This is a genomic window from Streptomyces sp. NPDC029138, assembly GCF_055564375.1.
Genome location: NZ_JBVHWM010000089.1, coordinates 1 through 15,689, shown reverse-complemented (window position 1 = coordinate 15,689; position 15,689 = coordinate 1). Strand labels below are relative to the sequence as shown.

The 15,689-nt window shown below is 73.1% G+C and carries 11 protein-coding genes and 1 pseudogene; 4 read left to right on the top strand and 8 right to left on the bottom strand.

Going from position 1 to position 15,689, the window contains the following annotated elements:
• Positions 1 to 98 precede the first annotated feature (98 nt).
• The 6 genes and pseudogenes from ACZ4WH_RS39900 to ACZ4WH_RS39875 form a co-directional block, all read right to left on the bottom strand.
• Complete coding sequence (locus tag ACZ4WH_RS39900) at positions 99 to 1,811, bottom strand: NAD-dependent malic enzyme (protein ID WP_468190236.1); 1,713 nt, start codon at positions 1,809 to 1,811, stop codon at positions 99 to 101.
• A gap of 168 nt (positions 1,812 to 1,979) precedes the next feature.
• Positions 1,980 to 2,927, bottom strand: a complete 948-nt coding sequence (locus ACZ4WH_RS39895; RefSeq protein WP_468190234.1) for an EamA family transporter — start codon at positions 2,925 to 2,927, stop codon at positions 1,980 to 1,982.
• 111 nt (positions 2,928 to 3,038) lie between these two features.
• Positions 3,039 to 4,141: pseudogene (locus ACZ4WH_RS39890) on the bottom strand (ABC transporter ATP-binding protein).
• A 61-nt stretch (positions 4,142 to 4,202) separates the two neighbouring features.
• On the bottom strand, positions 4,203 to 5,321 hold the full coding sequence (locus ACZ4WH_RS39885) for a lipid II:glycine glycyltransferase FemX (protein WP_468190232.1): 1,119 nt from the start codon (positions 5,319 to 5,321) through the stop codon (positions 4,203 to 4,205).
• 110 nt (positions 5,322 to 5,431) lie between these two features.
• Positions 5,432 to 6,250 (bottom strand): metallophosphoesterase family protein, encoded by an 819-nt coding sequence (locus tag ACZ4WH_RS39880; protein WP_468190230.1) that lies wholly within the window; start codon positions 6,248 to 6,250, stop codon positions 5,432 to 5,434.
• Positions 6,240 to 9,341 carry an FAD-binding and (Fe-S)-binding domain-containing protein gene (locus tag ACZ4WH_RS39875; protein WP_468190228.1) on the bottom strand — a complete coding sequence of 1,034 codons (3,102 nt, stop codon included), beginning with the start codon at positions 9,339 to 9,341 and terminating at the stop codon, positions 6,240 to 6,242. Before ACZ4WH_RS39875 ends, ACZ4WH_RS39880 begins: the two co-directional genes overlap by 11 nt.
• 258 nt (positions 9,342 to 9,599) lie before the next feature.
• Here ACZ4WH_RS39875 and serC point away from each other — a divergent pair, with 258 nt between their 5' ends.
• Positions 9,600 to 10,718, top strand: coding sequence for a phosphoserine transaminase (gene serC, locus ACZ4WH_RS39870; protein ID WP_468190226.1), 1,119 nt, complete (start codon positions 9,600 to 9,602; stop codon positions 10,716 to 10,718).
• An 85-nt stretch (positions 10,719 to 10,803) separates the two neighbouring features.
• Here the strand turns inward: serC and ACZ4WH_RS39865 are convergent, their stop codons facing one another.
• Entirely contained in the window at positions 10,804 to 11,790 is a 987-nt protein-coding gene (locus ACZ4WH_RS39865; protein ID WP_468190224.1) for a TolB-like translocation protein, read from the bottom strand.
• A gap of 122 nt (positions 11,791 to 11,912) precedes the next feature.
• On the opposite strand from ACZ4WH_RS39865, the gene ACZ4WH_RS39860 reads away from it, so the two are divergent.
• Together ACZ4WH_RS39860 and ACZ4WH_RS39855 are read left to right on the top strand one after the other, a co-directional pair.
• Positions 11,913 to 12,596 carry an SGNH/GDSL hydrolase family protein gene (locus ACZ4WH_RS39860; protein ID WP_468190222.1) on the top strand — a complete coding sequence of 228 codons (684 nt, stop codon included), beginning with the start codon at positions 11,913 to 11,915 and terminating at the stop codon, positions 12,594 to 12,596.
• An 88-nt stretch (positions 12,597 to 12,684) separates the two neighbouring features.
• Positions 12,685 to 13,278 (top strand): Uma2 family endonuclease, encoded by a 594-nt coding sequence (locus ACZ4WH_RS39855; protein WP_468190220.1) that lies wholly within the window; start codon positions 12,685 to 12,687, stop codon positions 13,276 to 13,278.
• Here ACZ4WH_RS39855 and ACZ4WH_RS39850 read toward each other — a convergent pair.
• Positions 13,271 to 14,383 carry a hypothetical protein gene (locus tag ACZ4WH_RS39850; RefSeq protein WP_468190218.1) on the bottom strand — a complete coding sequence of 371 codons (1,113 nt, stop codon included), beginning with the start codon at positions 14,381 to 14,383 and terminating at the stop codon, positions 13,271 to 13,273. The two genes, ACZ4WH_RS39855 and ACZ4WH_RS39850, sit on opposite strands and share 8 nt — an antisense overlap.
• 166 nt (positions 14,384 to 14,549) lie before the next feature.
• On the opposite strand from ACZ4WH_RS39850, the gene ACZ4WH_RS39845 reads away from it, so the two are divergent.
• Positions 14,550 to 15,545 (top strand): aldo/keto reductase, encoded by a 996-nt coding sequence (locus ACZ4WH_RS39845; protein WP_468190216.1) that lies wholly within the window; start codon positions 14,550 to 14,552, stop codon positions 15,543 to 15,545.
• The last annotated feature ends 144 nt before the right edge of the window (positions 15,546 to 15,689 follow it).

Sequence of the window (15,689 nt, the reverse complement as noted above, 5' to 3'; positions counted from 1 at the left end):
ACAATCAAGCGTGCTTGCATGAATTGGCGGACTGCGAAGTGCCGGTGCTCAGGCGAGGGCGATCCGGGCGGATCGGCTCACTGCGCCCGGACCGGGGGTCACACCGCTTCCACCGGCGGATACACCGGCTCCCACCGGGCCGCCCGTACCGCCGCCTCGACGTCGTCCAGGCCGGCCCGCGCGACACCCTCGTCCACGGCCGCTCGGGCCACGGCCACGGCGACCGCCTCCGAGGTGGCGCGCAGGTCGCGGATCGGCGGGAGGACCGGCGCGTCGGCGCGGGCGACCTCCGTGTCGCCGGTGCGGCGGGCCACCGCGTCGGCCGCCGCGCGGAGCATGCGGTCGGTGATGCGGGAGGCGCGGGCGACGATCACGCCGAGGCCGAGACCGGGGAAGACCAGCGCGTTGTTGGCCTGGCCGATCTCGTACGTCGTACCGTCCCGCTCGACCGGGGCGAAGGGGCTGCCGGTGGCCACCAGAGCCTTGCCGTCGGTCCATTCGAGCAGGTCGGCGGGGGTGGCCTCGGCGAGGTCGGTCGGGTTGGACATGGGCAGGATGATCGGGCGCTCGGTGTGCCGGGCCATCTCGCGGACGATGTCCTCCGTGAAGGAGCCGCCCTGGCCGGAGGTGCCGATCAGGATGGTCGGGCGGGCCCGGCGGACCACCTCGTCCAGCGGGATGCCGGGCAGGTTCTCGTCCCGGCGCCAGCCGTCGACCTCGTCGGCGGGGCGGGCGTACGGCTTCTGGACGTCCCGGAGCTGGTCGCCCTGGTCGGTGGTGAGCAGGCCGTAGCGGTCCACGCACCAGAAGCGGGCGGTGGCCTGCTCGGCGGACAGGCCCTCGGCGATCAGGGCGTCGCGCAGCTGGTCGGCGACGCCCATGCCGGCGGTGCCGGCGCCGAAGACGACGATCCGGTGCTCGGGCAGGGGCAGGCCGGTGGCGCGGACGCCGGACAGGACGGCGGCGAGGTTGACGGCGCCGGTGCCCTGGATGTCGTCGTTGAAGGTGCAGACCTGGTCGCGGTAGCGGTCGAGGACGCGGCGGGCGTTGGCGGTGCCGAAGTCCTCCCAGTGCAGCAGGGCGTGCGGGAAGAGCCGGGTGGCGGTGGTGACGTAGGCGTCGATGAAGGCGTCGTAGGTGTCGCGGTCGGCGCGGGGGTGGCGGTTGCCGAGGTAGAGGGGGTTGTCGAGGAGTTCCTTGCGGTTGGTGCCGACGTCGAGCATGACCGGAAGGGTGCGGCGCGGGTCGATGCCGGCGGCGGCCGTGTAGACGGCGAGCTTGCCGACGGCGATGTCGATGCCGCCGACGCCCCAGTCGCCGATGCCGAGGATGCCCTCGCCGTCGGTCGCCACGATCAGGTCGACGTCGTCGGCGCCGAGGCCGTGGGCGCGCAGGGAGCGTTCGATGTCGCCGGGGGCGTCCACGGACAGGTAGACGCCGCGCGGGCGGCGGAACTCCGTGCTGTAGCGGCGGATCGCCGTGCCCACGGTGGGGGTGTAGACGATGGGCAGCATCTCTTCGAGGTGGTCGCCGACGAGCCGGTAGAACAGCACCTCGTTACGGTCGTGCAGCGCGGTCAGATAGACGCTCTTGGCCAGGTCGCTCGACTGGTCCCGGAACTGGCCGTAGGCGCGTTCGGCCTGCTCGTCCTGGGTGAGCACGCGGGGTGGGATCAGCCCGAGGAGGTCGAGGGCGCGGCGCTCCTCCTCGGTGAAGGCGGTACCGCGATTGATCCGCGGATCGGCGAGAACGGCCCGCCCACGAGCGGTGACCCGCAACGGGCTGAGGGTGGTGTCACGAGCGTCGTCCACAAGATCCGCCTTCCCGTCCGGCTACGCCCCTTCAGGCCCCACTCAGGAGTGTGCGGGACAGGGACGGGATGTGCAGGGCGAGGTGCGCGGGGGCGGGACTCCGGGCGGGACGGCACGTGTACGGACGCCTAGGCGGCGCCGGCTGAGGCGACGGCTCGCCGGGTGCCGTCAGGCCTCCGGTGTTCGCAGGCGGGGCTTTGTTCGGTTTGTCTGGGTGCGTACCGCGCCGATGGTGGCCGCTATGACCAGGGTGATCGCGGCGGCCTCGGTGGGGGTGAGGGCCTGGCCGAGGATCAGGAAGCCGGCCGTGGCCGCTATGGCCGGTTCCAGGCTCATCAGGATGGCGAAGGTGGGGGCCGGCAGCCGGCGCAGGGCCAGGAGTTCGAGGGTGTAGGGCAGGACCGAGGAGAGCAGGGCCACCGCCGAGCCGAGGGCGACGGTGGTGGGGTTCAGGAGCCGGGTGCCGGCCTCGGCGATGCCCAGCGGGAGGAAGAGGAGGGCCGCGACCGCCATGGCCAGCGCCAGTCCGTCCGCCTGCGGGAAGCGGCGGCCCGTGCGGGCGCTGAAGACTATGTATGCCGCCCACATGGCGCCCGCACCCAGGGCGAAGCCGACACCTGTGGGGTCCAGATTGCCGAAGCCCCCGCCTCCGAGGAGGAAGACGCCGGCGAGGGCCAGGCCGGCCCAGAGGGCGTTGATCGCGCGGCGGGAGGCCAGGACGGACAGGGCCAGCGGGCCCAGGACTTCGAGGGTGACCGCCGGACCCAGCGGGATGCGGGCGACCGCTTCGTAGAACAGCCCGTTCATCGCGGCCATGGTGACACCGAAGACGATCACCGTGCCCCAGTCGGCGCGGGAGTGGCCGCGCAGCCGGGGCCGGCAGACCAGCAGGAGGACGACGGCCGCCGCGAGGAGACGGAGGGTGACGACGCCCAGGGCGCCCGCCCTCGGCATCAGCGTGACCGCCAGCGCGCCGCCGAACTGCACCGAGATGCCGCCGGCCAGCACCAGCCCGACCGGTCCGAGAGAGCCGAACGGGCCGCGGGGAGCGGAGGGGTGGTCGCCGCCGGCAGAGGTGGTCGGGGTCGGCGTGGTGGTGCTGGGTGGGGCGGTCACGAGCGGTCCTGGGCTTGATCGGATTCGTGCATCTGGATGTACTACCAGGTCCAGGGTAATGGACTTCGACAGGTGCGTGAACCCCTGACGGGACTGTCCCGGATGCTGGGATCAGATGCCCGGCCACGCCTCCTCGTCCAGGAACAGCGGGCGGCCGTCCGGCGGGGCCGAGGGCACGTGTCCCACGCTCCCGAACGTCGGGGAGTACGTCTGGGCGTACACATCGTGCCCGTACCCGTACCCGTACCCGTACCCGTGCCCGTTCCCGTACCCCTGCCCGTACTCGTGCACCGGTGCCGGTGTCCGCCGCTCCTCCCACAGCGGCATGCGCAGCTCTCCCGTGTCCAGGACCGCGTTGTTCCGCGAGCGGTGCAGCCGGGCGTAGGCGCCACCCCGGGCGAGGAGTTCGTCATGGCGGCCGGTCTCCACGACGCGGCCCCGGTCCACCACGAGGATGCGGTCGGCGTCGGGGGCGAGGTTCAGGTCGTGCGTGATCATGATCGTCGTCCGGCCCGCCATCAAATGGCGCAGGGGTTTGACGACGCGGCGGGCGGCCATCGCGTCCAGGCCGGTGGTCGGTTCGTCCAGGACCAGGACGGGCGCGTCGCGCAGGATGGCGCGGGCGATGGCCAGGCGCTGGAGCTGGCCGCCGGAGAGCCGGGCCGAATGGGGGTCGACCCGGGTGTCGTAGCCGTCGGGCAGCCGCAGGATGAAGTCATGGGCGTCGGCCGCCTTCGCCGCGTCCTCGATCGCCTGGTCGCCGGCGCCGGGCCGGCCGCAGGCTATGTTGGCGCGCACCGTGTCGTGCAGCACCAGGGTCTCCTGCGGAAGCAGTGTGCCGTACTCACGTAGCCGGGCCAGCGGGAAGTCCCGCAGGGGGACGCCGTCCAGGAGGATTCTCCGCGGTCGGGGTCGTAGAAGCGCGGCAGCAGCTTGGACACCGTGGACTTGCCCGCGCCGCTCGGGCCGGTGATGATCACCAGCTCGCCGGGGCTGACGGAGAAGGAGAGGCCGTCGAGGGCGGTCCGGTCGGCGCCGGGGTAGCGGAAGGAGACGTCCCGCACCTCGACCGTGCCGTCCGGGCGGCCCACCTCCGCGCCGCGCCCGGGGTCGGCGACCGAGGGGCGCACGTCCAGGATCTCGATGAGGCGTTCGGCGCCGGCGGTGGCCGCGGTGACCGTGAGGCCGAGCTGGGCCAGGCCGGTGAAGCTCATTTCGACTCCGGTGAATCCCCTCGGAAAAGCTGGGAGTTCGGCGAAGAAGCTGAGAGCGGCCTCAGCGCCGGGTCAGGTAGAGGTCGAACGCCTTGTGCAGCAGCCGGTTCAGCGGGAAGTCCCACTCCCCCACGTACTCCACGGCCTCACCGCCCGCCCCCACCTTGAAACGGAGCAGCCCGAGCAGATGGTTGGACTCCTCCAGGGTGTCGGTGATGCCCCGGAAGTCGTAGACGTGCGCGCCCAGTTCATGGGCGTCGCACATCATCCGCCACTGCATGGCGTTGTTGGGCTGCACCTCGCGCTTCCGGCTGGTGGAGGCGCCGTAGGAGTACCAGACGTGGCCGCCGACGATCAGCATCGTGGCCGCGGCGAGGAGGTCCCCGTCGTGGTGGGCGAGGTAGAGGCGCATCCGGTCGGGATCTTCCGCGGTGAGCGCGGTCCACATGCGCTGGAAGTACGGCAGCGGGCGCGGGATGAAGCGGTCGCGTCCGGCGGTCTCGGTGTAGAGGTCGTAGAACGCCGGCAGGTCCTCCAGCCCGCCCCGGACGACTTTCACGCCCGCCTTCTCGGCCTTCTTGATGTTGCGCCGCCACTGCTGGTTGAGCCCGCGGTGGATGTCCTCCAGGGACCGGTCCGCGTACGGGACCTGGCACACGTACCGGGGCTGTCCGGCGGCGAACCCGTCCTCCCCGCCGGGCTCGGTCTGCTGCCAGCCCATACGGCGCAGCCGCTCGGCGAGGTCCAGGCCCGGCTCGTACGACGTCGCCGGCACATCGCGCAGCCGGTGCGCGCCGGGGTCGGCGATCGCGGCCTTGACCGCCTCCGGGCTCCACCGCCGGGCCACCACGGGCGGCCCCATCTTCACCGAGAAGGCACCCCGGGCCTTGAGGTGGGCCAGCATCGGCTCCAGCCAGCGCTCCAGGTCGGGCGTGTGCCAGTCGATGACGGGCCCCTCGGGGAGATAGGCCAGATACCGCTTCACCCTGGGCAACGGCCGCAGCAGCACCAGCCCCGCTCCCACGAGCCGCCCGTCCGCCTCGAACCATCCCAGGCTCTCGGCCCGCCAGTCGGGTTTCACGTCCCCCCACGACGGCACCTGCATATGGCTGGCCGAGGGCCGCTCCGCCACGAAGGCGAGGTGCTCGGCACGGGTGATGGGGCGGAGGGTGAGCGACATGGGGGCTCCTTCGAGGGCGAGGCCGGTTCCACGACGTGGACGCCTGCGTTCCTGACGGTGGTTTCGTGACGATGCCGCCGGCGTCCGTGGAGATCGCGGGTGTCCTCACCCTACGAAGCGTCCCGGCCGTCCCTCGGTCCCCACGCCTCCAGCACCTCCGTGTCCGTCGCCCGGGCGTGCAGGAAGTGGTCGGCCCACGCGGCGATGTCCGGGTAGGCGCACTCCCGGGTCAGCCGGGCCACCGCCGCCGGTATGTCGTACGGCGTCACGCGCAGGTCGGCGCCGGGGCCGAGGAGGCACCAGTGGGCGCCGGCGCGGCCGTAGGGCATGCCGACGCTGCCGGGGTTGACCACCAGGCGGCCGTGGGCCAGCCGGACGTAGGGCATGTGGGTGTGGCCGCAGACGACCGTGCCGATGTCGGGCGGCAGGCCGGTGAAGACCTCCGTCCAGCGGGCCGGGCGCGAGTCGACCAGGACCAGTTCCTCGTCGTCGCGCGGGGTGGCGTGGCAGAACAGGACCCGGCCGAGGCCCCTCACGCGCAGGGTCAGGGTGCCGGGCAGGGCGGCCAGGAGGTCGACCTGGTCGGCGCGCAGTGCCCGGGCCGCGTACGGGCCGATGGGGTCCGGGATCTCCGCGCGCTCGCCCCGCCGGTACTCCACCAGTTCGCGGTCCGCGTTGCCGCCGATCCACAGCACCCGGCCGCCCTGCTCCCGCAGCAGGTCCAGCACCTCGGCCGGCTGCGGGCCCGCCGCGATGTCGCCGGTGAGGACGATCCGCTCGGCGGCGGCCACCTCGGGCTCCGCCAGGACCGCCTCCAGGGCGGGCAGCACGCCGTGGATGTCGGAGAGCACGGCCACGCGTGCGTACTCCTGGGTCACCCGGCACCCCCCGCGGGCCGGTGCCGCCCGTACCGCTGGGTCATTCGGCATCCCCCGCGCGCCGGTCCAGCGCCTCGGCCAGCACCTCCGCCAGGTGCCGGCCCCGGACTCCGGCGAGCTGCTCCAGCTGGGTGCGGCAGGAAAAGCCGTCCGCCAGGACCACCGTGTCCGGGGAGGCCTGCCGCACCGACGGCAGGAGCTGTTCCTCCGCGCAGGCCCGGGAGACCTCGAAGTGGCCTTTCTCGAAGCCGAAGTTGCCCGCCAGGCCGCAGCAGCCGCCGCTCAGGTCGCCGGTGAGGCCGGCGGCGGCGCGCAGCCGGCGGTCGGGGGTGTCGCCGAGCACCGCGTGCTGGTGGCAGTGGGTCTGGCCGGCGACCGGGCGGTCGACGGCGGGCGGGGTCCAGTGCGGGGCGTGCCGCTCCAGGGTCTCGGCGAAGGTGCGGACGGCGGCGGACAGTTGTGCGGCGCGCGGGTCGTCGGGCAGTAGGTCCGGGAGGTCGGTGCGGAGGGCCGCGGCGCAGCTCGGTTCCAGGACGACGACCGGGACCCCGGCCCGCAGCACCGGTTCCATCAGGTCCAGGGTGCGGCGCAGGACCGTGCGGGCGCGGTCCAGCTGGCCGGTGGAGAGGTAGGTCAGTCCGCAGCAGACCCGGGCCCGGCGGGCCGCGAGCAGCGCGGTGGCCGCCCTGGTCCTGCCGTCCGCGATCGCTCCCCGGCGCAGCAGCAGCGTCGGCGGCAGGGCGACCCGCATCCCGGCGGCCTCCAGCACCCGCACGGCGGCCCGGCCGACGGACGGCGCCAGATACTCGGTGAAGGTGTCCGGCCAGAGCACGACCAGGTTTCCGGCGCCCGACTCGGGCAGGTCGCCGACACCCGGTGCGGACAGGCCCCCCACGTCCGGTGCGGGCAGACCCCCCACGTCCGGTGCGGGCAGACCCCCCGCGCCCGGTGCGGACCGGTCCCCCGCGCTCCCATCCGACAGCACCCCGGCAGCAGCCCTGGCAGCCCCGGTACCCCCGGCGGCCCCGGCGGCCCCGGCGGCCCCGGTGTCCCCGGTACCCCCGGCGGCCCCGACACCCCCGTCAGGCCCCCGGCTGCGCCACCACCCCGTGAACGTCTGTGTCGCCAGTCGCGGGATCTCCCGTTCCGGTGCGATTCCGGCCAGCCGTTTGCCGAGCCCGGCCAACGGACCCACCCGCGCAAGGGCGTTGACCAGCGGAGCGATCCGCGTGCGGGCGGCCCAGCGCAGCCATTCCGGGAGCCGGCCCATGCTGTGGTGGGCGGCGGGGCGGCGGCGGCCGGCGTAGTGGTGGTGCAGGAACTCCGCCTTGTAGGTGGCCATGTCGACGCCGACCGGGCAGTCCGAGCGGCAGCCCTTGCAGGAGAGGCACAGGTCGAGGGCGTCTCGGACCTCCGTGGACCGCCAGCCGTCGGTGATCACCTCGCCCGCGAGCATCTCGTGCAGCAGCCGGGCCCGGCCGCGTGTGGAGTGCTCCTCCTCGCCGGTGACCCGGAAGGAGGGGCACATCACGGCGGGGCCGGCCGCCGTGGTCGTACGGCACTTGGCGACGCCGACGCAGCGGCGGACGGCCGCGGCGAAGTCGCCGCCGTCCGCCGGGTAGCCGAAGGCCACGTCGACCGGGCGGCTCGGCAGGACGGAGAAGCGGAGGTTCGCGTCGAGCGGGGCCGGGCGGACCAGCATGCCGGGGTTGAGCAGGTCGTCCGGGTCCCAGACCGCCTTGGCCCGCTCGAAGAGCCGTACCGTCTCCTCGCCGTACATGCGGGGCAGCAGTTCCGCGCGGGCCTGCCCGTCGCCGTGCTCCCCGGACAGGGAGCCGCCGTGGGCCACCACCAGGTCGGCCAGTTCTTCGGAGAAGCGCCGGAAGCGGCCGACGCCGGCCTCGGTGAGCAGGTCGAAGTCGACGCGGACGTGGATGCAGCCGTCGCCGAAGTGGCCGTACGGCGTGCCCCGCAGGCCGTGAGCGGTGAGCAGGGCGCGGAAGTCGCGCAGATAGGGGCCGAGGCGGGCGGGCGGCACCGCGCAGTCCTCCCAGCCGGGCCAGGCCTCCGTGCCGTCCGGCATCCGGGTGGCCGTGCCGGACGCGTCCTCGCGGATGCGCCACAGGGTCCGCTGGTCCGCCGGGTCGGTGACGACCAGCGCGGACACGACGTCGGCGGCGCGGACGATCTCCTCCGCACGCGCGCGTGCCTCCGCCGCCGTCTCGCCGCCGGTCTCCACGAACAGCCAGGCGCCCCCGGCGGGCAGCCCCGCGCCGGCCGGCACCAGGTCGGCGGCCATGCCCTCCACCGTGAGCGGCCGGAACGGCAGCAGACCGGCGGCGGCCTCGGCGGCCGCGCTCTCGTCGGTGTACGCCAGCACGGCCAGGGCACGCGCGCGCGGGGCCTCGACCAGGCGGACCACGGCCTCGGTGAGGATGCCCAGGGTGCCCTCGGAGCCGCAGAAGGAGCGGGCGACGTCCGCGCCCTTCTCGGGCAGCAGCGCGTCCAGCGCGTACCCGGAGATGCGGCGGGGCAGGTCCGGGAAACCCGTGCGCAGCCGGGCCAGTTCGCCCTCGGCCAGCTCCCGCAGCCCGTCCGGGGCGCCCGCCCAGCCCGGACCGAGCCGCAGCCGCTGCCCGCGCGCGGTGACGACGGACAGCTCCCGCACGCTGTCCGCGGTCGTGCCCCAGGCGACCGAGTGGGAGCCGCACGCGTTGTTGCCGATCATCCCGCCGAGCGTGCACCTGCTGTGCGTGGACGGGTCCGGGCCGAACCGCAGCCCGTGCGGGGCGGCGGCCTCCTGGAGCCGGTCGAGCACGAGCCCCGGCTGCACGACGGCCGTGCGGCTGCCCGGGTCCAGCTCCAGCAGCCCGGTCATGTGCCGGGTGAAGTCCAGCACCACGCCGGTCCCGGTCGCCTGCCCGGCGATCGACGTGCCGCCGCCCCGCGCGACCACCGGCACCCCGCGCGCCCGGCACACCTCCAGCACGGCGGCCACGTCGCCGGCGTCCCTGGGGGCCACGACCCCGAGGGGCACGCGCCGGTAGTTGGACGCGTCCATGGTGACCAGCGCCCGGGCGGTGGTGTCGAAGCCGACCTCGCCCCGCACGGCCGCGCGCAGCGCACCGGCCAGCTCGGCCACGTCAGCACCATCGGCACCGGCACCAGCACCCGCGCCGGCACCCCAGGCACCCCCGGCCCCGGCGCCCCCGGCGGTCCCCGCAACACCCGCTCGATCCGTCATGCGTCCAGGATGCATCCGCTCACGGACAGTCACCGCATGTTTTCCACAGGCCCGCGCGTATCGTCGTACAACCTCACAAGTCCACGTCCCGGTGATCTCGTCTCATCGAACGGACACGTCTCCACCTCGCTTTCCGCCACCGGCTAACCTCGTCCCGTGGCCGACATCCAGATTCCCGCTGACATCAAGCCCGCCGACGGACGCTTCGGCGCGGGCCCCTCCAAGGTGCGCACCGAGGCGCTGGACGCCCTCGCCGCCACCGGCACCTCCCTGCTGGGCACCTCCCACCGGCAGGCGCCGGTGAAGAACCTGGTCGGCAAGGTCCGCGAAGGCATCTCCGAGCTGTTCTCCCTCCCCGAGGGCTACGAGGTCATCCTCGGCAACGGCGGCTCCACCGCCTTCTGGGACATCGCCACGCACGGCCTGATCGAGAACAAGTCGCAGCACCTGAGCTTCGGCGAGTTCTCCTCCAAGTTCGCCAAGGCGGCCAAGCTCGCCCCCTGGCTGGCCGAGCCCACCGTCATCTCGGCCGACCCCGGCACCCACCCGGAGCCGCGGGCCGAGGCCGGCGTCGACGTCTACGCCTTCACCCACAACGAGACCTCCACCGGTGTCGCCATGCCGATCCGGCGCGTGGCCGGCGCCGACGAGGGCGCGCTCGTCCTCGTGGACGCCACCTCCGGCGCGGGCGGCCTCCCGGTCGACATCGCCGAGACCGACGTCTACTACTTCGCCCCGCAGAAGTCCTTCGCCTCCGACGGCGGCCTGTGGATCGGCGTCTTCTCCCCGGCCGCGATCGAGCGCGCCGAGCGCGTCCACGCCTCCGGCCGGCACGTCCCGGAGTTCTTCTCGCTCCCCACGGCGATCGACAACTCCCGCAAGAACCAGACGTACAACACCCCGGCCCTCGCCACCCTCTTCCTGCTGGGCGAGCAGCTGGAGTGGCTCAACGGCCAGGGCGGCCTCGCCTGGTCCACGGCCCGTACGAAGGACTCCTCGACCCGCCTGTACAGCTGGGCGGAGGAGTCGAAGTACGCCACCCCGTTCGTCTCCGACCCGGCCAAGCGCTCGCAGGTCATCGGCACGATCGACTTCTCCGACGAGATCGACGCCGCCGCCGTCGCCAAGGTGCTGCGCGCGAACGGCATCGTGGACACCGAGCCGTACCGCAAGCTCGGCCGCAACCAGCTGCGCATCGCGATGTTCCCGGCGATCGACCCGGCGGACGTCGAGGCGCTGACGAAGTGCGTCGACTACGTGATCGAGAAGCTGTAGCCGTTCCCGGCAGTACGACTCAGAAGGGCGCCCGGTACTCGCCGGGCGCCCTCGTCGGTCGTGGTGCGACGCTCCGGCGGACCGCTCAGCCCCGCCGCAGCCGGCGCAGGCCGAACAGCGCCGCCAGGCCGACCACGACGATCACCGCACCGACCTTGAGGCTGCCCCCGCCGCCCTTGTCCGCCGACGCGCCGGAATCCCCCTTCGCGGAAGGCGACCCGGCGTCGGGCCGGTCGGGGGCGTCGACCGCCTGTACGGCGCTGTCGGCGCCCTCGCTGCCGTACATCAGCTTCGTGCCGTCGGCGGAGTACGACACGGACTCCCCCTGCCCCTGCAACGGGACCTCCAGGCGCCCCTCGCGCTTGATCCGGCCGCCGTTCCAGCGGTAGTAGATGCCGCCGAAGTAGCCGCGCACGGCGAGGTCCCGGCCGTCCGGGGAGAACGCGGCGTCGGTGGCCCACAGGTCGACGGCGGCGATGGGCCTGAAGACGTTCGCGCCCGAGGTGGAGAGGGCGGCCGGGCCCTCGTACAGGTGCCCGCCGTCCTCCTTCTTGTCGACGATGTAGACGCGCCCGGTCTTCGGGTGGACGAGCAGCGACTCGGCGTCGCGCGGCCCGTCGGAGTACTTCACGACGTACTGCGTGGCCGTGACCGTCTGGTCCGTCAGCTTCTTCGGCTCGGGCAGCCGGTAGATCCACACGTAGGGCCACTTGCCGCCGAAGTTGTCGCCGATGTCACCGACGTAGATCTCGTTGTGCGGCCCGATGGAGACGGCCTCGACGTCACGCGGGGAGCCGATGCCGCGCAGGGTGATCCGGGCGACGGTCTTTCCGGTCGCGCTGTCCACGGCGTAGAGGTACGGCCCGTCGTCGCTGTCGTTGTGCGTCCAGTAGATGCCGGGGTGCAGCCGGGAGGCGGCGAGCCCGCTGGACTCGGTGATCCGCGGGTCCTTGAGGGTGAACCCCTGGTCGCCCGCTCCATCGGCGGTTCCGTCGGCGAAGGCGGCGGAGGCGGGCAGCGCGCAGGCACCGGCGAGCAGCACCCCGGTGAGGACGGCGAACGATCGACGCATGCCCCAAGCCTGCCACTCCCGCAGGGGGTTCAGGGCACATGGCCGACGGGGACCGGGGGACGTGGTCGGCCTCACAGCCACCACCGGCCCCATGTGTCACAGAGATCGTCCATCATGACCGGATGCTTAGGTTCATGCCCGTGGGCGACTCCATGACGATCGGGAGCGCGGGCGAACACACATGGCGTTACCGGCTGTGGCAGCACCTGCGCGCGACGTACGGCGGCCCGTTCACCTTCGTCGGCCCGCGCGAGACGCTGTACGACAAGCAGGCCGAGGCCCCGACGTCCCTCGCCTACGCCGAACCCCGCTTCCCCCGCGCCCACCTCGCGGGCTGGGGCGAGGGCTGGCAGCACATGGCCCCGCTGATCGGCGACGCGGTGCGCGCCCACCGCCCCGACGTCCTGCTGGTCTCCCTCGGCCTGATCGACCTGGGCTTCTACACGAACGCCGAGCAGACGGCGGTGAACGTACGGGCCTTCGTCGCGGGCGCCCGGGAGGCCGGCCCGCGCATCCGGATGGTGCTGCTGCCGGTCATCCCGAACGTCCGGGCCGAGTGGGACCCGCCCTTCGCCGAGCAGGTGGACCGGTTCAACGTGCTGCTCGCCAAGGCGGTCGCCGACCTGGACGAGCCGCGCTCGCCGCTCCTGCTGGCCTCGCCGCCCGAGGGGTACGACATCCACACCGACACCTACGACGGCACGCATCCCAACGCGCGCGGGGAGCACCTGATCGCGGAGGCTTTCGCGGGAGCGATGCGGGAGGCGTGGGGCGTCGGACAGATGTACGCGGCAGGAACAAGCTGACCGAAAACCGGCGTCTCCGGGGTGCGGTGCCTATCGTTGTACCGCGCGGCTGCACCCACCGTTGAGGCGGCCGGGGAGGAGCGCCACGATGACCGTCCTGGAAGACAGGATTGAGATCAAGATGGCCGACGCCAACACCAGGCGCTTGGACGAGTGGTTCGAGCGGCTTGAGCGGATGCCCGTCCCCGAGGGATACAAGGTCGAGGTCGTGGGGGGCAGTGTCTTCATGACGCCGCAGCGGGACATCCACTGGCAAACCATTCGCGAGATTCTCTGGGCGCTTGAAGATCGGTTCGGAAGGCGCGCGCTGGTGCTGTCGGACGTCCGCATCGACTTCCCCGGCCACCAAAACGGCTTCTGCCCCGATGTGGCCAAATTCCGCGAAGGGGCAACGAAGGACGACGAGGAGCGCTGGCGCTACGAAGACGTCGAGTTCGTCGCCGAGGTCATCTCGAAGGGGACAGCCCACAACGACTACGGGCCCAAGAAGACCGCATACGCCCGCGCCGAGGTCCCCGTGTATCTCATCGCCGACCCCTACCAGGGCAAGTGCCATGTGTACACCGAGCCGAAGAAGGGGGAGTACACCTGTGAACTGCGCGTCGGCTACGGGACAGACGTCGACATGACCACCACCCCCCTCCGCCTCACCATCAAAACCGACCAGTTCCCCCTCAACTAGCCCAGTCCCACACGTACAACGCCTCCCCCGAGTCCGCCGGCGTCACCCACCTGCCGTCGCCCAGGCCGGCCACGGGCGGCCGGATGCCGACCGGTACCGGGTAGCCGACCTCCACCGGTGTGCGCGCACCCGCCGTGTCGAGGAGCCAGTGCCGGCCCCGCCCCCACTCCTCGTCGCCCTCGACGGTCGAGCAGATCAGGGTCGTCTCGTCCAGGAAGCCGCCCGCCCAGTCCCAGTAGGGAAGCGCCTCGTCGTTGTCCGGCTCGGCCTCCGGGTGGCGGGGGACGGCCTTCTCGGCGTCCCATTCCAGGCCTTCCAGCACCGAGCCGCCGCTGTCGCGGACCGCCAGCGCGTCCTGGTCGTGGGTCACGGTCATCAGCCGCTCGCCCGAAGGACTCACGTCCAGCAGGGTCAGATCGCCCTCGACATACGTGACGGACAGCTCCGTGCCGTCCCAGCGGCCCCAGCGCAGCGGCGCCCCGTCCTGCCCCTCCCCGATGCTCAGCCCCATCTGCCCCGGATCCGCCGGGTGCGGCAGATGGAAGCTGCCCGCCGCCGCGGCCTCGGCGTCCGCCCGCGCGAGCACCCGCCCGTCCCGCGCGTCGAGCAGCAGCCACTCGTCCACGACGTCCGGGGCCGGCTCGCCCACCGCCAGCGGCCCGCGTATGTGCGCCCAGACGTACGCCCCGTCCACGGAGAACCCGGCCGAACCGCCGTCCGGGTGCCGGTGGTCGGCGCGGTCGCCGTACTCCTCGTACGACTGGTGCAGCTCGCGGCAGGCGCCGTACCAGCAGCCGTGCCGGACCTCCCAGCGCGTCGCCCCCGACGGCTCCACGGCCCGCACCGCGTGCACGCCCGCGAACACGGCCAGGCTCGCGTCCGGCGCCACCGCCCACGTCCCGCGCCGGCGCGGCCAGGGCGCGGGCACGCGCACCCGGTCCCCGGCCGGCGCGAAGGCGTCGTCCAGCGGCTGCACCACGAGCGCGTCGTCGCCGCGCTGGGCCAGCAGGCGGCGGCCCGGCATGCCGAGCAGTTCGGGGACGTCCGCCTCGGCGGACGGCAGGAGCACGGGGACGACGGTACGGAGCCGGGCACGGACGGACACGTGATCTCCAGGGGTGATACGGCTCCGGGCACCCTACGGCACGCCTCTGACACCGCATCGGCCCCGGCGAGCGGTTCACCGAGCCCACCCGGGCACGCGTCCCTGAAAGCCCTTGCCGCCAACCCCCCTTGCATAGAGCGCACTCGAAGTCGTTGGCTTGTGGACCATGGAGTACACGCAGCTCGGACGCACGGGACTCAAGGTCAGCCGACTCGTCCTCGGGACGATGAACTTCGGTCCGCAGACCGACGAAGCCGACAGCCACGCGATCATGGACGCGGCGCTGGACGCGGGCATCAACTTCTTCGACACCGCCAACGTGTACGGCTGGGGCGAGAACAAGGGCCGGACCGAGTCCATCATCGGAAACTGGTTCGCCAAGGGCGGCCGCCGGCGCGACAAGACCGTCATCGCCACCAAGGTGTACGGCAACATGGCCGCCGACGGCGAGACCGCCTGGCCCAACCACGACAAGCTCTCCGCGCTGAACATCCGGCGCGCGGTGGACGCCAGCCTTCAGCGGCTGAAGACGGACCACATCGACCTCTACCAGTTCCACCACATCGACCGGAACACCCCGTTCGATGAGATCTGGCAGGCGATCGACGTCCTCGTCCAGCAGGGCAAGATCCTCTACGCCGGCTCCAGCAACTTCCCCGGCTACAAGATCGCCCAGGCCAACGAGACCGCCGCCCGCCGCGGCGGCACCATCGGCCTGGTCAGCGAGCAGTGCCTGTACAACCTGGCCGAGCGCCGTGCCGAGATGGAGGTCATCCCGGCCGCGCAGGAGTACGGCCTCGGGGTCATCCCCTGGTCGCCGCTGCACGGCGGCCTGCTGGGCGGGGTCATCAAGAAGGAGGTCCAGGGCGGTCGCCGCGCCTCCGGCCGGGCCGCCGACACCCTCAGGGACCCGGCGGCCCGCGCCCAGATCCAGGCCTACGAGGACCTGCTCGACAAGCACGGCCTGGAGCCCGGCGAGGTGGCCCTGACCTGGCTGCTGACCCGCCCCGGTGTGACGGGCCCGATCGTCGGCCCGCGCACCGCCGAACAGCTGGAGTCGGCTCTCAGGGCGGTTGAGCTGGAGCTGAGCGAGGAGCTGCTGGCCGGCCTGGACGAGATCTTCCCGGGCCCGGGTCCGTCCCCGGAGGCGTTCGCCTGGTAAACGCCGGGAAGAGGCAGCGCCCCGAAGGGGCGGCGGGGCCGCCCCGAAGGGGCGGGGGGGGGGGGGGGGGGGGGGGGGGGCAGCGGGGGGGGGGGGGGGGGGGGGGGGGAGGCGGGAGGGGGGGGGGGGGGGAGCCCGCGAAGG